This window comes from Pseudomonas fluorescens, assembly GCF_012974785.1.
GTDB classification, from domain to species: domain Bacteria; phylum Pseudomonadota; class Gammaproteobacteria; order Pseudomonadales; family Pseudomonadaceae; genus Aquipseudomonas; species Aquipseudomonas fluorescens_BT.
In genome coordinates this window covers 1,327,468-1,348,763 of sequence record NZ_CP027561.1, presented here as the reverse complement: position 1 = coordinate 1,348,763, position 21,296 = coordinate 1,327,468, and the positions used below count along the sequence as shown (strand labels likewise).

Below are 21,296 nucleotides of genomic sequence, written 5' to 3'. Positions count from 1 at the left end.
GTGGCTCCGCTTTTCGCGGCCGGCGACTAGGGTGTACTGAACCCTAGCCCTCAGGATTCGCCATGCACCCGTATTTCTCCCTGCAAGGCCGCACCGCCCTGGTGACCGGCGGCACCCGTGGTATCGGCAAAATGATCGCCAAGGCGTTTGTCGAGGCCGGCGCCCGTGTGTACGTCTGCTCCCGTGACGCTGAAGCCTGCCATCAAACCGCTGAAGAACTCAGTGCTCTGGGCACTTGTCGGGGCATGGCGGCGAATCTGGCGACGGAAGAAGGCGTAAAAGAGCTGGCCGCGCGACTGGGCGAGCAGATCACTCATCTGGACATTCTGGTGAACAACGCCGGTACCACCTGGGGCGCGCCGCTGGAGAGCTACCCGGTCAAGGGCTGGGAAAAGGTCATGCAGCTCAACGTGACGTCGGTGTTCAGTTGCATCCAGCAGTTTCTGCCGTTGCTGCGCAAGGCGGGCTCGGCGGCGAATCCGGCACGGATCATCAACATCGGTTCGGTGGCCGGCATCTCTTCCTTCGGCGAACAGGCCTACGCCTATGGGCCGAGCAAAGCGGCGCTTCATCAATTGTCACGAATCCTCGCCCGTGAACTGGTGAGCCAGCACATCAACGTCAACGTCATCGCGCCGGGGCGTTTCCCGAGCAAGATGACCCGGCACATCGTCAGCGACCAGCGGGCGTTGGCCGAAGACACCGCGCTGATCCCGATGAAACGCTGGGGCCGTGAAGAGGAAATGGCAGCGCTGGCGATCAGCCTGGCGAGCACTGCCGGGGCCTACATGACCGGAAATGTCATTCCGCTGGATGGCGGGTTCAGTCTTTAGGTCGGCAACAAGGCCTGCCGGGTTATCATGCCCGCCCTGTTTCCTGCCTTGACCCAAGACCATGACTTACAGCGTCTCCCCCATCGGCTTCGTCCGCTCTTGCTTCAAGGAGAAGTTCGCCATCCCGCGTCAGCCGCAACTGGCCCCTGCCGCCCGTGGCGTGCTGGAACTGATGGCGCCGTTCGACCAAGGCGACGCGGTGCAGGGGCTGGAGCAGGTCAGTCACGTCTGGCTGCTGTTCCTGTTCCATCAGGCGCTGGAGGAAAAGCCGCGACTGAAGGTCCGCCCTCCCCGTCTGGGTGGCAACAAATCCATGGGCGTGTTCGCCACCCGCGCCACTCACCGGCCGAACGGCATTGGTCAGTCGGTGGTGAAACTGGACAAGGTCGAAGCCAATCGCCTGTTCATCTCCGGCATCGATCTACTGGACGGTACGCCGATTCTCGACATCAAACCCTACGTGCCGTACGCCGACATCATTGCTGACGCCTCCAACAGCATCGCCAGTGCCGCGCCGCAACTGATCGACGTGCAGTGGACGGACGCGGCGCTGCAACAGGCGCACACGCACGCTCAGCGCCTGGCCGAGCCGCTGGTCGAGTTGATCGAGCAATGCCTGGCCCAGGATCCGCGTCCGGCGTATCAGACGCCCGTGCCCGAACGCGAATACGGCGCGCAGTTCTGGGATCTGGACGTTCGTTGGCACTACCCGACGCCCGAACAGATCCGCGTTCTGGAAGTGATTCCCGCCGCTGACTGAATCGCGGAAACGAAAAAGCCCGCGCTGCCTTCTCAGGCAACGCGGGCTTTTCTATCGGCATCGTCGGGATTATTTCTCGACGAATGCACGCTCGATCAGGTAGTCACCCGGCTCGCGCATACGCGCCGAGATCTTCAGGCCGAAGCTGTCGAGCACTTCGCTGGTCTCGTCGAGCATGCTCGGGCTGCCGCAGATCATCGCGCGGTCGTCCTGCGGGTTGATCGGTGGCAGGCCGATGTCGCTGAACAGCTTGCCGCTGCGCATCAGGTCGGTCAGACGGCCCTGGTTCTCGAACGGCTCGCGGGTCACGGTCGGGTAGTAGATCAGCTTGTCACGCAGCGCTTCGCCGAAGAACTCGTTCTGCGGCAGGTGCTCGGTGATGAATTCGCGGTAGGCGACTTCGTTGACGTAACGAACACCGTGAACCAGGATCACTTTCTCGAAGCGCTCGTAGGTTTCCGGGTCCTGGATCACGCTCATGAACGGCGCCAGACCGGTGCCGGTGCTCAGCAGGTACAGGTGCTTGCCCGGGTTCAGGTCGTCGAGCACCAGGGTGCCGGTAGGTTTTTTCGAGATGATGATCTCGTCGCCTTCCTTCAGGTGCTGCAGCTGGGAGGTCAGCGGACCATCAGGCACCTTGATGCTGAAGAACTCGAGATGCTCTTCCCAGTTCGGGCTGGCGATCGAGTAAGCGCGCATAAGCGGGCGGCCGTTAGGCTGTTGCAGGCCGATCATCACGAACTGACCGTTCTCGAAGCGCAGGCCCGGATCGCGGGTGCACTTGAAGCTGAACAGAGTGTCGTTCCAGTGATGAACACTGAGGACACGCTCGTGGTTCATGTTGCTCATGTACGTGGGACTCCTGGAGATTGATCTGCGCTTGCCCGGCTCACGTTGAAGGATGCCGACGGTGCGCAATTGCATCGCATTCTAATAGCGCCGACAATATCTGTTAACTGGATTATTAAGATAAGGGTTATCGGTTATATCGATATGCGATTTACTCTTCGTCAACTGCAAGTCTTCGTCGCTGTCGCCCAGCAGGAGAGCGTGTCCCGTGCTGCGGGCCTGCTCAACCTATCGCAATCGGCCGCCAGCACTTCCATCACCGAACTGGAGCGCCAGTCCAGCTGCCAGCTGTTCGATCGCGCCGGCAAACGCCTGAGCCTCAACGCTCTGGGCAAGCAATTGCTGCCGCAAGCGGTGGCCCTGCTCGATCAGGCCAAGGAAATCGAGGACCTGCTCAACGGCAAATCCGGTTTTGGCTCGCTGTCGGTGGGCGCGACCCTGACCATTGGCAATTACCTGGCCACCCTGTTGATCGGCGGCTTCATGCAGCGTCACCCGGAAAGCCAGGTAAAGCTGCACGTGCAGAACACTGCCAATATCGTGCAACAGGTGGCGCATTACGAAATTGATCTGGGTCTAATCGAAGGCGATTGCAGCCATCCGGACATCGAAGTGCAGAGCTGGGTCGAGGATGAACTGGTGGTGTTCTGCGCCCCGCAGCATCCACTGGCCAAACGCGGTAGCGCGACGATGGAGGAGTTGACCCACGAAGCGTGGATTCTGCGCGAACAAGGCTCCGGCACCCGCCTGACTTTCGATCAGGCCATGCGTCACCATCGCAGTGCGCTGAACATTCGTCTGGAGCTGGAACACACCGAAGCGATCAAACGCGCCGTGGAATCAGGTTTGGGGATTGGCTGTATTTCGCGCCTGGCGCTGCGTGATGCCTTTCGGCGCGGCAGTCTGGTACCGGTGGAGACGCCGGATCTGGATCTGGCGCGGCAGTTCTACTTCATCTGGCACAAACAGAAGTACCAGACCTCCGCCATGCGCGAGTTTCTCGATCTGTGCCGCGCCTTCACCGCCGGGGTCCAGCGCAGCGACGAGATCGTCCTGCCGACAATCGCTTAAAGCAGAATCACCGCCCACACCAGGGCAATCATGCTCAGTGCCACGAATTGCGCGGCGCTGCCCATGTCCTTGGCATTCTTGGACAGCGGGTGCAGTTCCAGGGAAATGCGGTCGATAGCCGCCTCCACTGCGGAATTCAGCAGCTCGACGATCAGCGCCAGCAGGCACACGGCGATCAGCAACGCCTGCTCGACACGGCTGACATTCAGGAAGAACGTCAGCGGAATCAGTACTACGTTAAGCAGCACCAGCTGACGGAACGCCGCTTCGCCGGTGAAGGCTGCGCGCAGGCCGTCCAGCGAGTAACCGGAAGCGTTGAGGATGCGTTTCAGGCCCGTCTGGCCCTTGAAAGGTGACATAAAATACACAACCGACCAAAAAGAAGTGGGGAAGCTAGTTCAACGAAAGTCAAAAAAGCGTGAAGAGGCCTGGTATTACTGGCTCGGAATTGACTCAAGTTGTTGCAAGAGTAAAGCCGCCTGGGTGCGGGTCCGCACGTTCAGCTTGCGAAAGATCGCCGTGACGTGGGCCTTGATGGTCGCTTCCGACACGCTCAACTCATAAGCAATCTGCTTGTTGAGCAAGCCTTCGCAGACCATGGTCAGCACCCGGAACTGCTGGGGCGTAAGGCTCGCCAGGCCATCGCTGGCAGCCTTGGCCTCGTCGGAAACACTGACGGCCTCGAACGCCTGGGGCGGCCAGAACACATCGCCATCCAGCACTTTGCGTACCGCTTCCTGAATCACGCTCAGGTCGCTCGACTTGGGAATGAAACCGCTGGCACCGAACTCCCGCGACTTGACCATCACCGAAGCTTCTTCCTGCGCCGAGACCATCACCACCGGAATCTGCGGGTACTGTCCGCGCAACATCACCAGCCCGGAAAACCCGAAAGCGCCCGGCATGTTCAGGTCCAGCAGCACCAGATCCCAGTCGGCCTTCTCGGTCAGGCGCGCCTCCAGCTCGGCGATGCTCGCCACTTCCACCATTCGTACATCCGGACCAAGGCCCATCGTCACCGCTTGATGCAGTGCGCTACGAAAAAGAGGGTGATCGTCGGCAATCAGGATGTCGTATGTGGCCATTTTTCAAATGATCCTGTTTTTGATGGCAGACCCGATGCATTCGGGACTCGCCAAGGCAACTCAAGATGCCGACGCTTGTGCGGCGGCATCCACAGGGGCACGTTCAACGCCAATCACGGACAAAAACGGCGTTTCAAACCTTGGCCGTACCCCAATCGGCGCCAAGCATGCCCAGCGAAGCCGGGGTGGTCAAGCAACACGGCCACTGCTTTAGCAGTATGGGCCAGGATCAGGCCGGCACCGGCTGCGGGTTTGCTATAAAAGGCAGCAACTCGGCATGGGCCGGTGTCGATACATTCACCTCAAGCTGCTGCTTGGCGCCCAGGTAATGCTGGCTGAACACATCGAAATAGGCGTCCAGCGCCGAGGCGGCATCTGTGTCACCCGCCAGTTCCAGGCACAGCGCCGCGACTTCGGCGGTGCACAGGTGCTCGCTGCGGGTCGAACGGCGCAGGCGATAACGCGACAGCTTGTCGGGCAGCAGACTGAGGATCGGCAGGCGATCGAAGTACGGGCTCTTGCGGAAGATCTTGCGCGCCTCGGTCCAGGTCGCGTCCAGCAAAATGAACAGCGGACGCTTGCTGCTATCGAGATCCACGGTATTGGTCACCCGCGAAGGCTCGACGTACTCGCCGGGAAACACCAGATACGGCTGCCATTGCGGGTCGTTCAACAGCGCCAGCAGTTGCTCGTCCGGTTCGGTCCGCGACCAGATGAAGGCGTGATTGTCCCGCACGATGTCGGCGATCAACCAGCCTGTGTTGCTTGGCTTGAACACTTCCTTGCCGGTCATGATCAGGCAGACACCGGAGCGGGTTTCAACGGTCGGGCGCCAGGCGCACAGGCAATGGCTGATGATTACCCGGCAGTCGCGGCAACGCTCGGAGCGAAAACCACGGGCCTGGATCGGCTTGATTCCCTCGTCCTCGCGCTGATCGCGCAGGCGGGCCACGGCGTTGGGGGCATGGTTCATTGCGGGCGACGCCGACTGACAGGAAAACTCGACACGAACAACTCTCGGCAAGGCAATAAAGGCCGGCAGTTTATCAGAGCAACGAGCACAAGCCTGTACCCTCCCGACCGGCTCCCCTATAATTCGCCGCCACTGAACGCACAGCCCCGGGGCTGGTCGAACCACCAGTCACTGAATCAGGAGAGTTTCATGCTGCGCCTTATCGTTCCTACCGCGGCCATCGCGCTGGCGTTGTCCTTCAGCGTACAGGCTGCGTCCCTGAAAGAGCAGAACCTGAACAAAGAGCTGCAAAACGTCGCTGCACAAAGCAGCGTCGGCACGCCACGGGCGATCAACGAAGACATCCTCGATCAGGGTTACACCGTCGAAGGCACTACGCTGATCAACCACCTGAGCGTCCAGGCAAGTCATGCCGACAAGATGCGTGCCGATCCCAAGGCCGTGTATTTCCAGCTGGGTGCTTCGGTCTGCAACAACCCGTCGTACCGCAAGTTGATGGCCAAAGGGGCCGTCATGCGTTATGACTTCAGCGAAGTGAAGACCAACAGGGCCATCGGTTCGGCCAGTTATCAGGAATCGGACTGCCCGAAAGCGGCTCCGGCGAAGAAAAAGTAATCATCGCGAATTGGCGCGCCGCTGTTCATCCTCGGCGCGCAGTTCGGCCAGTAAAGCCTGCAGATAGCGCGAGCGGCGCTCCCCTCCCGAAAGACGTCGGCAGCACTCCTCTTCGAGACTCACATGATTGGTCTCGGCCGATGCCTTCAACATTCGATACAGTTGTGTATCGATCTCCAGAATGACTCTGGTCATGTGTCCTGCCTCCTTGCCACCCGCAAATCCTTGAATCGCATGCACCTTGCGTACGCTCGCTGACGCAAAGTTGTCGTACGGCGCCTTTAACTTAGTAAATCAGAGCATTTTGCCCTCGGTGCGACATCGGACGAGCGGTGAAAGCACTTCGCAAAACGACAATAAGCAGTTGCCAGGCAAGACTTTGTGGCGCAATGCTGGATGCAGCGAAAAATGCTTCGAGGGTCTAGATTCAAAGTATTCACGTTGATCACTTCACGGCAGGAAAGGAGCTGCCGGGCGTTTGTTTTTTCTTGCAGCGCGGCACTGACGCCGCACGTCAGGGCCGAAGGCTCTGTGCAGAAGGAGAAGTTGCATGCCTTACCAACCGAATGACCTGCTCAGCCGTCATTTTCAGGAAAGCGGCCACGACCTCACCGGCAAGGTCGAAGAACAACTCAACCTGGTTTCACCCAACAGTCCGAATATTCCCATCTACCGCGACATGATCCTGACCGTGCTGCGCATGGCCCAGGAAGACCACAATCGCTGGAACGCCAAGATCACCCTGCAAGCCCTGCGGGAGCTGGAGCAGGCGTTCCGCACGCTCGAGCAGTTCAGGGGCCGGCGCAAGGTCACCGTATTCGGCTCGGCGCGCACCCCCGTCGAGCATCCGCTGTACGCCATGGCCCGTGAACTGGGCGCAGCCCTGACGAGATCGGACATGATGGTCATTACCGGTGCCGGCGGTGGAATCATGGCGGCTGCCCATGAAGGAGCGGGCCGCGACAACAGCCTGGGATTCAACATCACCCTGCCCTTCGAACAGCATGCCAATCCCACCGTGAATGGCACCGGCAATCTGCTGCCGTTTCACTTTTTCTTCACGCGCAAACTGTTCTTCGTCAAAGAAGCCGACGCGTTGGTGCTGTGCCCCGGTGGCTTCGGTACGCTGGATGAAGCACTGGAAGTCCTGACCCTGATCCAGACCGGCAAGAGCCCACTGGTGCCGGTGGTATTGCTGGATGTGCCGGGGGGCACGTTCTGGCAAGGAGCACTGGATTTCATCCGCCAGCAACTGGAGGAAAACCGCTACATCCTGCCAACCGATCTGAAACTGATGCGGCTGGTCTACAGCGTTGATGAGGCGGTGGAACAGATCAATCAGTTCTACGGCAACTTCCATTCCAGCCGCTGGCTCAAGCGCCAGTTTGTCATTCGCATGAACCACAAACTGAGCGATCAGGCCCTTGATCATATGCAGGAAGCCTTTGCCGATCTGTGCCTGAGTGACCGGTTCCATCAACACGCCTACAGTGGCGAGGAACACGACGAGGCGCAATACAGTCATCTGGTCCGGCTGGCCTTCGCCTTCAACGCCCGGGATCACGGGCGCCTGCGTGAGCTGGTGGATTTCATCAACCTGCCGGAAAACTGGGCCCAGTCCAGGCCTCAAACGACGCAGCACAACCGCGAACCGTCGAAGGTAATCTGAAGGCAAAAAAAAACGGCCCGCTATCGAAATATCGGGCCGTTTTTTATTGAATCGTTTTAATCGTCCATCCCTCTGCCGCTGAACAAGCGGTTGATCATCTCCATTGAGAACCCCCTGTATGCCAGAAACCGGCCTTGCCTGGCTCGCTCCTTGGCGTCGACGGGAAGTTGTCCGGAGAACTTCCTTTGCCACGTGTCTGTTAGCTGTTCCTGCCAACTGATACCGCTCTCGCGCAAGGCAAGTTCGATATCGGCACGCTGCAGGCCGCGCTGGCTGAGTTCTTCTCGAATCCGCAACGGGCCATAGCCTGAACGGGCGCGGTAAGAAACAAAGCTTTCCAGATAACGGGCTTCGGAAAGCAGGCCTTCTTCCGTCAATCGGTCGAGGGCTGTTTCGATCATCTCGGGTGGAGCGCCACGCTGACGCAGCTTACGCGTCAGCTCGACTCGACCGTGCTCGCGGCGTGCGAGCAGGTCCATGGCAGTTCGCCGCACCGCGACGAGGGTATCGAGTACGGCGGTTGTCATCGGTGCAATCAGATGTCAGCGTCAGCCAGGTCATCTTCGGTCTCTTTGACCGCAGAAGCCTTGGAATCAGCGATCACGGCTGGCGACAGCAGCTTGTCACGCAGTTGCTTCTCGAGCTTGGCCGCGACTTCCGGGTTGTCTGCCAGGAACTTGGCCGAGTTGGCCTTGCCCTGACCGATCTTGGTGCCTTCATAGGCATACCAGGCGCCGGACTTCTCGACGAAACCGTGCAGCACGCCCAAGTCGATCATCTCGCCGTTCAGGTAGATACCCTTGCCGTAAAGAATCTGGAACTCGGCCTGACGGAACGGCGAAGCAACCTTGTTCTTCACGACCTTGACGCGGGTTTCGCTACCAACCACTTCGTCGCCTTCCTTCACCGCGCCGGTACGGCGGATGTCGAGACGAACCGAGGCGTAGAACTTCAACGCGTTACCACCGGTGGTGGTTTCCGGGCTGCCGAACATCACGCCGATCTTCATGCGGATCTGGTTGATGAAGATTACCAGGCAGTTGGCGTTCTTGATGTTACCGGTGATTTTACGCAGCGCCTGGGACATCAGACGGGCTTGCAGGCCCACGTGCATGTCACCCATTTCGCCTTCGATTTCAGCCTTCGGTACCAGGGCGGCCACGGAGTCGACGATGATCACGTCAACGGCGTTGGAGCGCACCAGCATGTCGGTGATTTCCAGGGCCTGCTCGCCGGTGTCCGGCTGGGAAACCAGCAGGTCGTCGACATTGACGCCCAGCTTGCCGGCGTACTCAGGGTCGAGGGCGTGTTCGGCGTCGACGAAGGCGCAGGTCGCGCCGGCTTTTTGAGCCTGGGCAATCACGGACAGCGTCAGTGTGGTTTTACCGGAAGATTCAGGACCGTAGATTTCAACAATACGACCTTTTGGCAGGCCGCCGATGCCGAGCGCGATGTCCAGACCCAGAGAGCCGGTGGAAATGGCCGGGATCGCCTGACGATCCTGATCGCCCATACGCATTACGGCACCCTTGCCGAATTGACGTTCGATCTGACCCAGGGCCGCAGCCAAGGCTTTCTTCTTGTTGTCGTCCATTAAAGTCCTCACGTAATCAATAAGGCCTGACGGCCAACACCTGTATAAGTAGCCAGTATTATTCCACAGCGTTCGCGGATCGCCTACCCCTGATTTTCGATTTCTCGTGCCGCTAGTCGCAGGAGCCCCTCTAGCGCGGCCTTCACCGTTTGTCGGCGGACTTCATCGCGGTTGCCGGGGAAGTGCTGAACCTCGCTGGAAACCGCATCACCCACACCCCAGGCCAGCCACACCGTGCCCACCGGCTTGTTCGGTGAACCGCCGTCGGGCCCGGCGATACCGCTGACCGCTACGGCAAAACGCGCTCGGCTGTGTTTCTGCGCACCGCGCACCATGGCTTCGACCACTTCGCGACTCACGGCACCCACCGTGCCGAACAGCTCGGCGGGGACATTCAGTTGCTGGGTTTTCTGTCGGTTGGAGTACGTCACGTAGCCGGCCTCGAACCACGCCGAACTCCCCGGAATGCGGGTGATGGCTTCGGCAATCCCGCCACCGGTGCAGGACTCGGCCGTAGTGACGTGGGCATTGAGCAACTGCAGACGTCGGCCAAGTTCGGCCGCCAGTTGAGTGATTTCTTTCACGGCGCGCTCCGGATCGGATGGAATGGGTACCACCGTACACGAGCCGGTTGCGCTTTCAATACACAAGCTTATTCAAAATGTGCAGGCGCCAGCGCTCTGATATAGGCCTGACAGGCCTGCAAGGCAATCAGTCCGCGGTCGCCTTCGCCGGTGATGGCGACAATTCGTCGAGCATGCGCCGGGTCAAGTCGGGCGCGTACGGCTGCATGATCCACGCTGCTGGCGCCGGAGGCGGCTGGCACACCGCAGCCTTGGGCAGCGTCGCCTGCGTCGATGAGGACTGACAGGCGCAGATCAGCAGTGGCAAGACGATCGCGCAGGCGATCCTGATCACGTTGGGCATCGTTCAGTGCTCGGTAGTGGGTTTGTTCACTGGCCGCGAGCCGTTGCTCCAGGGCCAGGCGCTTGTCCTGCTCGGCCTGTTGCGCAGTGGCGGCAGCCTGAGTCAGCTGGTTGAGGGTTTCGGCATGCTGCCAGGCCTGCTCGGCCAGTTGGCGGCCGTAGCGCCAGTCCTGAAACTGCCAGGCCAGCGCCGCCGAACCTGCGGCCAGCAGCACCATGCCCACTAGCCGCCAGACGCTCAGACCGAAGGCAGGCATAACACCGCCCTCGCCCGCCCCCAGAGTTCCAGGCGATCCTGCAATCCGTTCAACCCGCCGTTGATACGCCGGGTGATGCTGTTGAACTCATCACGGTCGGCCAGCGCGTTCAGGCCGTTCTGCGCCCAGAACCACGCCGCGGATTCGGCCGCCCATTGCGGTTGTTCCAGCAGTTCCGGCAGCGCCAGCAAGCGCTCGTCACCGAACAGCCCGAGGCTGCACTGGCGATAGTTGGTGCGGCCGGTGATCTGGATCAGCCCGCGCCCACGATACTTCTGCCCGTCGCCATCGGCCTCGGGCGTGTTGCCCAGACGCAAGGCCAGCGTACCGGTGTCGTACTTGCTCAGGTATTGGTTGTTACCCAGCTCGCGCACGTACTGCAACTGCCCCGACTCGTGTCCGATTTGCGCGAGAAACGCCGCCACGCGCTTGGGCGTGTCGATACGATGGCGAGCCATGGCATCGTTGAGTGCAGAAACAAAAACGCCCGCTTGGCGGCGGGCGTTGGGCATGATGGTGAGTAGGTTGTCTTCAGTAATTTGCATAATGCTCGATCCTCCCTGGATACGCCGATTGAATCACGGTTGGCGACCAACGCCCCCCAGCCATTTTTTTGCCAGAGTTGTCAGGGTGCTGTTCGGTGCAGACTCCTCAAATGCTTCATTCGAGGGCAACACCTGGCCACCGGACAACAGCCACGCTTGATATTCCAGCCAATCCCGATTGGCAGGATCCTGTGGAACATATGCCAGGTCGCTCAGACGAAGAACGCCGTTGGCGGTCAATTGATAACTCATGGTTTCTCCTAAAATTCGGCGTCGGCAGTCCATTCGATCTGCAAGGTCTGACCGGGCAAGCTGCCGACCGGGGTAACGGTGGCAAACGAAATGGCACGCTCCGTCAATCCCTGCACAATACTGCCGGTACATGGCCCCACGGCCTGATTCCACACCTGATTGCTGGTATTGCCAGGGCAATACATGACGACGGTAGGTAACACCCTCTTTTGCACCAACATGCCTGTCGTCATCGCGAACTGACCGCTATTGGCAGGCGCCGCTTGCGTGAACGTTGAAATGCAGGTGCTAGAGCCATTGTTCGCCCGTACCGGCAACGAAGTGGCAAAGGACTTCTCGAAGTAACGCTGGCAAAGCATCAACTCTTCAGCCACTGGACGATACTCGAAAGGTGTGGATACCGGTCCTTCCTCCATTTGGATCTGCGCCAGATCCACGGTCTGCAGCACATTCAAAGGCAGGTCAAACGCAAGCCTCAGAAAGTTGCTGGCGCCCAGCATTTTCCCGGCAATGCCCGAGACTTGAAACGTTGCGCTGTACTTCTTCCACGATGTGCCCAACTGGAAAACATCGATGGTTCTTTCAACAGATTCGGAGCCTGCAGAACCGAAGTTCTGAGTAACCGACACTCTTAATGGCCGGGCAGCATCGGACCGGGCCCAGAATGTAACGGTGGCGTTTTTACCTGCCAGGGTTCGTACCGACTCAATAGCTTGGGAGATTCTGTGTACGGTGGCTCCGGCTCCCGCCTGGGTTTGTTGCCACCGCAGGAAAAACCGCGGCTCGTCGGCGACTTCCGTTTGACCGGGTGCAAAACCCTGCTGAGATATGGCGACTCCTGCACTGCCATTCCAGTCGCAACGAAAACGATCAGCCACATAGCCGCCAATGTTTGGCCCGAGGTTGGTTGGACCGCGTTGCCAGATATCAAACCCGCCATTGATCAGAACGTTCCGGCGATACACCTGCACCGGAAATTGTTGCAGCGGATCGGGCTTTGCCAATTGACGAATCGCCTGCGCCAATTGATCGGTCTGCTGCTCGTCAGGCTTAAGGCCTGCGGCGGTAATCGCGCCGAGAATTTCCTGAGTAACGCTGTTGCCCCAGCTCGCAGGTATCAACGATCCAGGGGTGCCGGCGATCGCGTCTTCGTCGACGAATCTGCCGTCGACCAGACCTGACCCCGGGACACTTTTTGGGTAGTCCATAATGATTTTCCTTGATAGTCCGGTGTTGCCGCATCGGGCAATCCGCTCAGTTGTTTGCTCGCAGCACACCTTCCAGCCAATCCGGTTCTAGCGGACGCGAACGCGCATCCGGAAACTCCGGATCATTGGGCCAGTCGCGCAGGTCCTGTCGGTAGGCGAGCAGTTGTTTGAATTCTTCGGCGCGCAGTGTGGTGCCCTCGCCGATTTCCAGCTCTTCGGCATCGCGAAGAACCAGCCACTGAGTGCGATCCAATACCTTGTCTCGCCAGGCCCGTTCTGTGGCATCAAGAGTTTGTTCAGCCAGTAGCACCCGTTCCGGGCGTCCGTTGGCAGTCAGGCCAAGCACGGTTCCTTTTGGAGCGTTCGAGACCAGCGCGCAATACTCGCCTTCGCTTAATTCAAACGCGTCCGCGGGGATGTTGGTGCCGTGTAGATCGGAGTGATAAAAGCCGGAAGTGGCCGGAGAAAAGTAATACATACTCAATATCCTATTCCGATGACACGAGCGGCAATGGAGCCTGACGGCCATTCAGGACAACGAACATTGATGCCTGCCTGCCGACTCACGGTCGCGTTGTTGTTCCAGATCAGCTGCGTTCCGGCTGCCGTGCCTTCATGGGTAGCGACTGCAAGGAACAGTGCGTTGGGAAAGACCAGCGGCCATAGGTTCAGATCGCCGTAACCGTTATTCCCCGCCTGGCTGGCCCCCCCGGTGATCCACTGGATAATCACTCCACCCATCCACGAGGGGAAAACGACGTAACCCGATGCCCCCAGCCTTACCATGAACCCGAGCCTGAGTTTTTTAGGGGTCACGACAGAGGTGTCACTGACACCGGCGTTGACCTCTGCCTGAGAAGCAACTTTTGCAATCCCCATCAGCGACTCTGTCGCCTGTTGCATCTTTTTCGCTATGGATTGAAACACTCGTAACGGCGTCATCAACCGGTTGTTGCTGATCCCCGCCTCAGCGTCTTCCTGACTGGCCAGACTGTCGCTTTGCTTCTTCGAGATCAGCGTATCGATTGCCGCCCTGAGCTGAGTGTTATCACTTTCATCGGCGGCCGTCCCTGCGCTCTTGATGACTTCAAGAATCTCTTGCGTCACGCCATTTCCCCAACTCGCCGGAATCAACGAACCTGGTGTTCCGGTCAGAGGGTTTTCGTCAACAAACCTGCCATTCACCAAACCTGCGCTGGGAATGTTTTTTGGATAATCCATTACCTGTCTCCTGAATGTGAATACATCGGCATCCGGTTGCGTCAGGCAGAAACTGCCGTGAACCCTGCTGGCTCCGCCGGCCGTTCAGCGAAGGTCTGAAACGGGCTCGCGGCAGGATCATTGGCTCACCGATTTCAACGTTGACGCCCTCGGGCACCGGAACCATCGCCGCGACAAACTCAGGCGCGAAGAGTTGGTCGATCGCGTAGATGCTGTTCCCTGTGCTGCAATCAGTTGGTTACGCTTGCGCCGGGCACCGTCGGCCAAGTGACTTCGCCGGGAAAGCCGGCCTGTTTTTCGATGCGGTTCAGCTCCACGCTGTAGAGCTTCCATTCGAGCAATTGCAGTTGCTCTTCGTGGCTGGCATCGCCGATGTCTTCGGCGTATTGCAGGGGGGCGATGCGCAGGACGGCGTCGCGCAGCAGCGTGTCGCGTTGATTGAGGACTTTGGTAGTGAGATCCGACCGGTGTCGTTGCTCATCGAGCACCCACCCGTTGTCCTGCCAGACATGAAACTCGTCCGGGCAAGGTTGCGCGGTGAACTCATCCGTCAGCGCACCCAATTCGCTCCAGGTCTGCTGGGCACCGTTGTCCTTGCGGTACACGATGCCGCGCAGATCAATCAGTTCACGCGGAACGCCGTTGGACATCGCCCACGTGCGCCCCTGCTCTGCCGCCGGCAACTCGTAAGCCAGTTGAACGGCATTGGCTGGTAATTGAACGCCGATTCCGGGCGTCACGAAAAACTCCACCGGCCCCACAAGGGCGCCAGCGTCATCGACCAGATAATTGAACATTGAAAAAACCTCAGATGACTTTCATGCGGCCGGGATAGGCAACGTTGCGGGGACGGGATGAGAAGGAATACAAAAGCGTGTTGGCCGTATCCATCTGATAGCTGGTGCCGGCAGGGTAGATCGGGCCTCCGTTGGTAGGCGTGGAGTAGGTTTTCGTTTCGTGAGTCTGCGCGCCGACCGCCGCCAGACTGTCAGACCAACGTGAGCCAATGGCTCCCCCGCCCTGAGCCCCCATGGCATACGAGTGCACCGTACCCGCCTGGTTGCTGCCCATCATGCGGCCCGAGTCGACGTTGCGGCCTTCGTCCAGTACGCGCAGGAACTCGCCACGCAACTCCGGGCCTCGAAATGTCAGAGCACCATCACCCGGCGTCCAGTTGCCCTCGTTGCCCACGCGGGTGGCTTCGGTATTGAGCATTCCGGAGCGCTGCGCGTGGTCCCAAAGCCAAGGCCATTCGGCACGATTCATCAGCGTGCCGTTCAGCGCACCATATCCACCAGGACTGAGCACGATGGTGGTTTCAAAAAACGGCCGCCCCAGTGGCGTGTTGTCGAAGCGCCCCACAGGCCACCAACTGCCAGCACCGTCGCTGCGCAAATGCCACCAGTCACCGCCGCCCATCAATACGAAGAATGGATAACCACTCGGCGAGAGATGGGTGTGAAAGCGTATGCGGTCAGTGCCGGAGGCCTGGATGACCATACGGTTTCCGCTGTTGTCCACGCGACGAACAATCACGTCACGCACGCCAAGAGCGACGTCGGCGGGAGGCAACAAAAGGGTCAAGGCTCCGGGACTGCCGTCAATCAGCAACAGGCCGAGCTCTTGCGCGGACAATGTTTTGGAAGCCGCCAATCGTGTAATGACTGATCGCATCGGACTGGTGTTGCCGACGATCGACTGAATCGCCTTGTACAACTGAGCTGTATCGGTCTCGGCGGCTGCCAGCCCGGCGCCGGTAATCACGTTGAGAATTTCTTGTGTAACGCTGTTGCCCCACACCGCCGGAATCAACGAACCGGGCGTTCCCGCCACCGGGTTTTCATCGACGAAGCGGCCATCGACCAGGCCGACGCTGGGGACGCTTTTTGGATAATCCATGGGATATTCGTTCCTCTGTCATGACAAATGAAACGTGGCGGCACGAAGACTTTCGCAACGGCGCTAGCGTTTCTGTTCCTGAAAATAAAAAGCCCACAATGAAGTGGGCTTGGGTGAAGCGAATGGCGATTACGGGGCCGGGTTGGCCGTCAGTTGATGAATGGCCTGCAGCGCTTCATCGGCGGCAGTGCGAGCCTGATCCATCTGGCTCTTGCCCGCGTACGCACGTATCTGGCTCTTGGCTTTCAGGCGCAAGGTGCGCAGGGTCAGAAGGTTCTCGCTGAGTTGGGCAGCCTTGTCGAGGATCTGCTCGGCCGACTGTTTGGCCGACCGGCCCTTGGCAACCCAGGCAGCAACGGACAGCGGCACTTCCTTTTTCGGGTAGCCGGCGTCCTGGAAGGCCTGAGCGTCGATGGCGGCCTGGGCGTATTCCAGGGCTTTGAGTGGATCACCCGCCAGTGCGGTGCGCGCGCTGTCGGCGGCGGCATCGACATTGGCGCAAAGGCGTTCGATTTCCTGCTGATCCAGCAGCGCTACCTTCTCGGCATTGACGACCCACTGCTCGCCGTCCCAATCATGAGCCGCGGAAGGTTGTGCAAGGCGCAAACCGTCCTCGAACTGATGCAGTTCTTGAATGATGATCATCGGATCAACTCCCAGGCTAAATTGACATTCACAGCAGCGGTAAAGTTGATCGCAATACCATTGGAATAGTCGGTTTGAGCGAAACTCTTGAGGCCCATGCTGAACAGCAATTCGTCACTGGCCGCGGTGCCCGCACCCAGCGTGTGTTCGGCCTGATAGACCTGCCACAGCGAGCGCAATTCGGCGTGGTCAAAACTGGCGGTCAATGTCGAAACAGTGGTATCGCTGACCACGTTACTGGAGAAGATCAGCGCCGCCGCACCTGCCGTAGACCAACCGTCCCAGTTGTTGGAGGTTGCGACAGTCGGGTTCAGGTAGCAGTAGTTGCCCCCCAACCAGCCTCCCGGTGCAAACGACACGCTGGTGATGCCTGTCGGGTGCGGAGTCGGGTTGCCGACCACCAGACGCGCCGCACGTGCATGAGGATCGAGCGGCAGATAGACAACACCATTGCCATTGACGACCTGCGTCCAGCTCAACCGGTTGCGGTTGTAGATTGGCCTGACAATCGGCACCGATCCAGGTCCTGCTGTCACCACCCACGCCAGACAGATATCCAGCGGTGTCGACTGGAAACCACCCCCCGCCGCACCATTGACCGTCCCCTTCAAGCCATCAGGGCTGGCGTCATAGATCGTCCCGCGCTGCATGTAGAACGTCAGCGCACCACCCACCACTTGCGCCCGCAGAAAGTAACCCGAACTCGGCAACAGATCGGCGCTGCTCCAGGCCTGAGTGGTGAACGTACGCGAACGTCCCAACTGCCCCGCCACCACTTCCTGACCGATGCTGACGTAAACACCCGCCGGCACCGACACCCGCCCACCACTGGTCGAGGCCGCAGCCGGCGTGATCGGCATCCGGGCATCCGACGTGGCCACGGTCGGCAACGGCAACGCTGCCAATGGCAACGCCAGGTCCTGATTCCAGCCCTTGGCCGTCACCGTCTGAATCGCCTGCAACAACTGATCGTATTTCTTCTCGTCCGGGGTCAGATCCCCGGCCTTGATCACATTGATGATTTCTTGCGTGACGCCGTTGCCCCAGTCAGCGGGGATCAGCGATCCCGGTGTCCCGGTCAGCGGGTTTTCATCGATAAACTTCCCATTCACCAAACCGGCGCTGGGCACACTCTTCGGATAATCCATTGCGTTATTCCCTAGTCATAATTGATGTGCACCCTGGTGTGCGCCGGCGCCGCCCGATGGATCAGGCATTCCAGCGCCGAGCCCGGATTCACGCCAAAGCGCTCGCCCCAATAGCTCGCGCCGAAACGCCGGCCGAGCAGCAGGCGGCCGCCGGTGTTGAGCGTCCACATGAACTGCGCCTCCCAAGTGCCCCAGTGCGCCGCACCGAAGCGCGAACGGCCCATGCGCGGGGCTTCGAGTTCGGTGATGGTGGCATTGGGATAACCCTGGCTTTTGGCGATTTCCAGGTAGTAGCCGACGGCCTGGCTGCCGACCGCCAGCAAGCGGCGGCGCACAGCGAGGCGACGGTCGTCGAACAGCGGCGTGGCGCCGAGGCACGGGTCGGGCAGGTTCATCACCTGTTCCCAGTCCGGCACCAGTTCGCTGACGCCGGCCGGGTCCATCTCGTTGAGCAGGTCGGCGGCGCGGGCATCGAGGCGTGCCAGTTCGACGGCGACGCCTTGCAGCACTTGCTCAAGCTCCGGCACCCGCTCCGGATCCCATGCCGGGCCACTGGGCAGCAATGCGCGAAGCTGCGCCTGATATTGCGCAGCGGATCTTATGCCCCCCATACGCAACCTCCGAAGGTGAGCAACTCGCTTTTACCGGCAGGCACGTCAGCGGCCGGCGCGGTCAAGGTGTGATCGTACTCACCACCGGCGCTGCTGATGGCTTCGCGGATATGGCTGATCAGCAACGGCACACCCAGGTCGGCTTCACGGTTGTGCAGGTCACGCAGTTGCGATTCGATGGCAGCGCGCACGGCGGTGGTGTCCGGGTTGACACTCTTGAAGCTGTACACCACCGGCACTTGAATCGGTCGCTGCACATTCACTTGCGCCGTCACCGGACGCAGCGGTTCGATGTAATCCTGAACTTCCGCCAACTGCTCATCGTTGGGCACCGGTTGCGGATCTTCATCACGCATGATGAACACCGTCACCGTACCCGGCCCGAGCTGGCCGCCCCGGCACCAGGCCCGTGTCACGCCCGGCACTTCCAGTGCCCAGGTTTCATAGTCGCTGGCCGAACCGCCGTGAGGAATGACGCGATAGGACCGGATCACCCGCGAACGCAGCGACTCCAGACTTTCCCGCGCCACGCCGCCGCTGAGGCCCGGCGCCAGCACGACAAAGCTGTTGCCGACCACACCGGTAACCGGCTGCACCGGAGTCAGCGCCAGTCCGGCCTCGGCATTACCGAGACTGCCGGCATCCAGCGCTGCAATCGTGGTGGTGTTGCTGCCATTGACGGTAGTGCGCGCGGTGGTGACTCTGTAGGTACGGCCATCGCTCGATTGCAGCAGCGTATCAACGTCCAGCACAGCGCCCGCGGTCGCGGTAAAACTGACGCTGCCGGTAGCGACTTGCGCCGGTTTGCGCGGCTGGTTCAAGCGCAGCGCGGCGATGCGTTCGAGGGTCGATTCGTCGGCGGTGTCGGGCAGGATCTGCTCGGCAATCCAGTCAAGGTAGCCATACAGACCGTAAGCCGCACCACCGACGGTGCGGGCCAGGACTTGCGCATCGGACTGGCGCAGCGAATCGCCGGCCAGGTCGCTTTGAGTGCGCTTGATCAGCACCGGCAGCGAAGGGGTTTCAAACGGCATAAATCACCTGCCAACTGTTATCGGGGTTGATGTCCAGGCGCTCGCCGTCGGCCAGGGTCAGGACCGTGCGCAGGTTCAGGCGCTGGGCGTCGAGGCGTTCGCTGATGATGTCGATGGCGCTGCAGTGGCCGTCGTCGATCAGCCATTGCAAGGCTTCGCGGGCATAGAACTCGGCGTCCATCTGGGTCTGGCGGGTCAGCTTGACCCGGCGCAACAGCCACAGCCGCGAGCCGATGCGGTCGTCAGCCACGGTGGGAAAGGTGTCGCCCCACCAGCCGAAACGCTCCTCGTCGTCGAGGGCATCGTCGTCGGCGGCGCGGCGCCAGGTGAACAGGCTGATCAGCACCGAGCGGGTCAGCGCGGCGTGAAGGTTCTGACTGAACAGCATCACTGACCTCCCGCCGGCGCGCCGGTCTGGCCACTGCCCGCCTGCACGCCAACGTGCACGTGCTTGATCTGGCTGATGCCGCCGGCCACTTGATCGCCTTTGGAAACGATCTTGCCGGTCTGGTTGATCACCGGCGTCTCGAAGTTCACGGCGGTGCTGGCGCGGATGTTCAAAGTTGAGGTTTCGATGTCGATGATCCGCCCGCGCCTGAAGTGGATCTTGTCGCCTTCGTCGGTGTAGATCGCCACTTCGCCGGCCGCCAGCGATTGCAGGCGGTAACGGCGGTCGGCGACCACCAGGGCGATGGCGTGGGAACGGTCGCCGCCGAGAAACGTGACGACGCCTTCGGCACCGGCCAGCGGGTGGCTGGTGAAGCCGTAGGGTTCGAAGTGCTCCATGTCGTCGTTCACTTCACCGGCGGTGAGGCGCATTTGCAGCGATTGCAGCTTGGAGGCCGAACTGGCGAGCACGACAGTGCCGCGCGCCAGCAGGCGTGTCAGTAGGCTCATAGGGTTTCCTCTAGACCTCGGCCAGACACTGGCAAACCCTGTGGGAGCGGGCTTGCCCGCGATGGCGGTCGTTCAGGCAAAGATGTGTTGCAGCCACCACAGCTTTCGCGGGCAAGCCCGCTCCCACAGTGTCCGGTGGTGTTTGCAGAACTTGGGCTCAGGTTTTTTTCGGGGGAGTCGGGTTCGCGTCGAAGGTATGCGGTGGCGCTACTTGCAATGTGGTGACCGAGCCTTGCGCCGACAGCGAATACGTCACCTTGGAAATCAGCATGTCTTCATCGAAGCCAAGCACCGGGTCCTTGACCCGCACCAACGTGTTGTGACGCCACAGATCGCCATTGGACTGACGCCAGCCCTGCACCTGATACGTGGTGGTCAGCGCCCGGCCCATACGCGTGGCGCTCTCCCACTGTGCCCGTTGCTGGGCCAGTTCGAACGTCAGTTGCGAGCCTTCGTTGATGATCGTGGTGCGCCGGCGCTTGAAGCTCAGGTCCGTCGCCGTCGATTCAACTTCGCTGACCGCCGCCCCGCTCTTCTTGTCGTTGCCCTTTTGCTGACCGATCACCCGGTACTCGGAAAACACCTGGCTGAAGTCCATCGGTGCATTGGCCGAAAGAATGTTCTTGCCCAGCTCCAGCGCATCGCTGGCGCGGCCAGCGCTGCCGGGTTTGGCGAGCACCAGCCGGCCTTCGGCGTCATCGGTGGAAAACACCCGGTACAGCGAGAGCAGACGGTCGATCGACTGAAACACTGTTTCACCCGGGACGATCGTGTGTTTGCTCAGACGTGCAGTCTCGGGAATTTCGTTGACCACAAACTGCGAGTATTCCCCGGCCAGGGCCTGGACGATGTTCAACAGCGACTGATCCTGCCATTGGCCGGGGATGTTTCGGGCCGCACAATCCACCAGGTCCTGAGTTTTGGAACTGCCTTCGATGCTCAGGCTGATCTGCCGCCCGTCATAACTGATCGGCGCCTTGAACACATAACCGGTGAGCACCAGATCCTGGCCGATCCTCACTTCACAGGGGTCACCGGCCTTGATCCGCTGATCCACGGTCTGCCCCGGCCATTGCCAGGTGATGTCGAGTTTGAAGGTGCGGAACTGGCGCTCCAGGTCCGCGGTGATCTCCACGCTTTTCCAGCCGCCGTATTCCATGCTGTTGACGGTCAGCGTCACGCGGTTGTCAGTCTCGTTCATGAC

28 protein-coding genes are annotated in these 21,296 nt (G+C 60.3%); 5 read left to right on the top strand and 23 right to left on the bottom strand.

What is annotated here, in order from left to right; translation table 11 throughout:
• Positions 1–62: 62 nt before the first annotated feature.
• Positions 63–833: an SDR family oxidoreductase gene (locus C6Y56_RS05995; RefSeq protein WP_169429117.1), complete on the top strand. Its 771-nt coding sequence runs from the start codon at positions 63–65 to the stop codon at positions 831–833.
• A 61-nt stretch (positions 834–894) separates the two neighbouring features.
• Entirely contained in the window at positions 895–1,593 is a 699-nt protein-coding gene (gene tsaA / locus C6Y56_RS05990) for a tRNA (N6-threonylcarbamoyladenosine(37)-N6)-methyltransferase TrmO (protein WP_169429116.1), read from the top strand.
• 69 nt (positions 1,594–1,662) lie between these two features.
• Here tsaA and fpr read toward each other — a convergent pair whose 3' ends face one another.
• Positions 1,663–2,442 (bottom strand): ferredoxin-NADP reductase, encoded by a 780-nt coding sequence (gene fpr / locus C6Y56_RS05985; RefSeq protein WP_003222277.1) that lies wholly within the window; start codon positions 2,440–2,442, stop codon positions 1,663–1,665.
• A 144-nt stretch (positions 2,443–2,586) separates the two neighbouring features.
• Here fpr and C6Y56_RS05980 point away from each other — a divergent pair, with 144 nt between their 5' ends.
• Positions 2,587–3,513 carry a LysR family transcriptional regulator gene (locus C6Y56_RS05980; protein ID WP_085729869.1) on the top strand — a complete coding sequence of 309 codons (927 nt, stop codon included), beginning with the start codon at positions 2,587–2,589 and terminating at the stop codon, positions 3,511–3,513.
• Here the strand turns inward: C6Y56_RS05980 and C6Y56_RS05975 are convergent.
• The 3 genes from C6Y56_RS05975 to C6Y56_RS05965 all read right to left on the bottom strand — a co-directional run bounded on the left by C6Y56_RS05975 (position 3,510) and on the right by C6Y56_RS05965 (position 5,571).
• On the bottom strand, positions 3,510–3,872 hold the full coding sequence (locus C6Y56_RS05975) for a diacylglycerol kinase (RefSeq protein WP_003222276.1): 363 nt from the start codon (positions 3,870–3,872) through the stop codon (positions 3,510–3,512). The two genes, C6Y56_RS05980 and C6Y56_RS05975, sit on opposite strands and share 4 nt — an antisense overlap.
• 75 nt (positions 3,873–3,947) lie before the next feature.
• Complete coding sequence (gene erdR / locus C6Y56_RS05970; protein ID WP_085647827.1) at positions 3,948–4,598, bottom strand: response regulator transcription factor ErdR; 651 nt, start codon at positions 4,596–4,598, stop codon at positions 3,948–3,950.
• 229 nt (positions 4,599–4,827) lie between these two features.
• Positions 4,828–5,571, bottom strand: coding sequence for a tRNA-uridine aminocarboxypropyltransferase (locus C6Y56_RS05965; RefSeq protein WP_085712903.1), 744 nt, complete (start codon positions 5,569–5,571; stop codon positions 4,828–4,830).
• A 189-nt stretch (positions 5,572–5,760) separates the two neighbouring features.
• Between C6Y56_RS05965 and C6Y56_RS05960 the strand changes: the two genes are divergently transcribed.
• Positions 5,761–6,186, top strand: a complete 426-nt coding sequence (locus tag C6Y56_RS05960; protein ID WP_169429115.1) for a PA3611 family quorum-sensing-regulated virulence factor — start codon at positions 5,761–5,763, stop codon at positions 6,184–6,186.
• Here C6Y56_RS05960 and C6Y56_RS05955 read toward each other — a convergent pair whose 3' ends face one another.
• A complete protein-coding gene (locus C6Y56_RS05955) occupies positions 6,187–6,381 on the bottom strand; it encodes a hypothetical protein (RefSeq protein WP_085712901.1) in 195 nt (64 codons plus the stop codon).
• A 355-nt stretch (positions 6,382–6,736) separates the two neighbouring features.
• On the opposite strand from C6Y56_RS05955, the gene C6Y56_RS05950 reads away from it, so the two are divergent.
• Positions 6,737–7,855: a TIGR00730 family Rossman fold protein gene (locus tag C6Y56_RS05950; RefSeq protein ID WP_169429114.1), complete on the top strand. Its 1,119-nt coding sequence runs from the start codon at positions 6,737–6,739 to the stop codon at positions 7,853–7,855.
• A gap of 56 nt (positions 7,856–7,911) precedes the next feature.
• Here C6Y56_RS05950 and recX read toward each other — a convergent pair whose 3' ends face one another.
• From recX to C6Y56_RS05860, 18 genes are all read right to left on the bottom strand, one after another.
• Positions 7,912–8,382 carry a recombination regulator RecX gene (gene recX / locus C6Y56_RS05945; RefSeq protein ID WP_096819568.1) on the bottom strand — a complete coding sequence of 157 codons (471 nt, stop codon included), beginning with the start codon at positions 8,380–8,382 and terminating at the stop codon, positions 7,912–7,914.
• 8 nt (positions 8,383–8,390) lie between these two features.
• Positions 8,391–9,449 carry a recombinase RecA gene (recA, locus tag C6Y56_RS05940; RefSeq protein ID WP_003222269.1) on the bottom strand — a complete coding sequence of 353 codons (1,059 nt, stop codon included), beginning with the start codon at positions 9,447–9,449 and terminating at the stop codon, positions 8,391–8,393.
• Between the two features lie 83 nt (positions 9,450–9,532).
• Complete coding sequence (locus C6Y56_RS05935) at positions 9,533–10,033, bottom strand: CinA family protein (RefSeq protein WP_085729865.1); 501 nt, start codon at positions 10,031–10,033, stop codon at positions 9,533–9,535.
• Between the two features lie 68 nt (positions 10,034–10,101).
• Positions 10,102–10,632 carry a lysis system i-spanin subunit Rz gene (locus C6Y56_RS05930; RefSeq protein ID WP_169429113.1) on the bottom strand — a complete coding sequence of 177 codons (531 nt, stop codon included), beginning with the start codon at positions 10,630–10,632 and terminating at the stop codon, positions 10,102–10,104.
• Entirely contained in the window at positions 10,614–11,177 is a 564-nt protein-coding gene (locus tag C6Y56_RS05925; protein ID WP_169429112.1) for a glycoside hydrolase family 19 protein, read from the bottom strand. Before C6Y56_RS05925 ends, C6Y56_RS05930 begins: the two co-directional genes overlap by 19 nt.
• A 33-nt stretch (positions 11,178–11,210) precedes the next feature.
• Entirely contained in the window at positions 11,211–11,429 is a 219-nt protein-coding gene (locus C6Y56_RS05920; RefSeq protein ID WP_169429111.1) for a hypothetical protein, read from the bottom strand.
• Positions 11,430–11,437: 8 nt separating this feature from the next.
• On the bottom strand, positions 11,438–12,637 hold the full coding sequence (locus C6Y56_RS05915; RefSeq protein WP_169429110.1) for a carbohydrate-binding protein CenC: 1,200 nt from the start codon (positions 12,635–12,637) through the stop codon (positions 11,438–11,440).
• A 46-nt stretch (positions 12,638–12,683) separates the two neighbouring features.
• Positions 12,684–13,115: a phage tail assembly chaperone gene (locus C6Y56_RS05910; RefSeq protein ID WP_169429109.1), complete on the bottom strand. Its 432-nt coding sequence runs from the start codon at positions 13,113–13,115 to the stop codon at positions 12,684–12,686.
• A gap of 2 nt (positions 13,116–13,117) precedes the next feature.
• Entirely contained in the window at positions 13,118–13,858 is a 741-nt protein-coding gene (locus C6Y56_RS05905; protein WP_169429108.1) for a gp53-like domain-containing protein, read from the bottom strand.
• Between the two features lie 230 nt (positions 13,859–14,088).
• Positions 14,089–14,655 (bottom strand): tail fiber assembly protein, encoded by a 567-nt coding sequence (locus C6Y56_RS05900; protein WP_169429107.1) that lies wholly within the window; start codon positions 14,653–14,655, stop codon positions 14,089–14,091.
• Between the two features lie 10 nt (positions 14,656–14,665).
• A complete protein-coding gene (locus tag C6Y56_RS05895; RefSeq protein WP_169429106.1) occupies positions 14,666–15,757 on the bottom strand; it encodes a phage tail protein in 1,092 nt (363 codons plus the stop codon).
• A gap of 129 nt (positions 15,758–15,886) precedes the next feature.
• The gene (locus tag C6Y56_RS05890; RefSeq protein ID WP_169429105.1) at positions 15,887–16,402 is read right to left on the bottom strand and encodes a phage tail protein; all 516 of its coding nucleotides are present in this window, start codon (positions 16,400–16,402) and stop codon (positions 15,887–15,889) included.
• Positions 16,399–17,550, bottom strand: a complete 1,152-nt coding sequence (locus C6Y56_RS05885; RefSeq protein WP_169429104.1) for a phage tail protein — start codon at positions 17,548–17,550, stop codon at positions 16,399–16,401. The genes C6Y56_RS05890 and C6Y56_RS05885 overlap by 4 nt, the downstream gene beginning before the upstream one ends.
• An 11-nt stretch (positions 17,551–17,561) precedes the next feature.
• Positions 17,562–18,161: a YmfQ family protein gene (locus tag C6Y56_RS05880; protein ID WP_169429103.1), complete on the bottom strand. Its 600-nt coding sequence runs from the start codon at positions 18,159–18,161 to the stop codon at positions 17,562–17,564.
• Positions 18,149–19,195: a baseplate J/gp47 family protein gene (locus tag C6Y56_RS05875; RefSeq protein WP_169429102.1), complete on the bottom strand. Its 1,047-nt coding sequence runs from the start codon at positions 19,193–19,195 to the stop codon at positions 18,149–18,151. The genes C6Y56_RS05880 and C6Y56_RS05875 overlap by 13 nt, the downstream gene beginning before the upstream one ends.
• A complete protein-coding gene (locus C6Y56_RS05870) occupies positions 19,185–19,583 on the bottom strand; it encodes a phage GP46 family protein (protein WP_169429101.1) in 399 nt (132 codons plus the stop codon). The genes C6Y56_RS05875 and C6Y56_RS05870 overlap by 11 nt, the downstream gene beginning before the upstream one ends.
• Positions 19,583–20,092, bottom strand: coding sequence for a phage baseplate assembly protein V (locus C6Y56_RS05865; RefSeq protein ID WP_169429100.1), 510 nt, complete (start codon positions 20,090–20,092; stop codon positions 19,583–19,585). Before C6Y56_RS05865 ends, C6Y56_RS05870 begins: the two co-directional genes overlap by 1 nt.
• Positions 20,093–20,249: 157 nt before the next feature.
• Entirely contained in the window at positions 20,250–21,293 is a 1,044-nt protein-coding gene (locus tag C6Y56_RS05860; protein ID WP_169429099.1) for a phage baseplate assembly protein, read from the bottom strand.
• Positions 21,294–21,296: the final 3 nt, after the last annotated feature.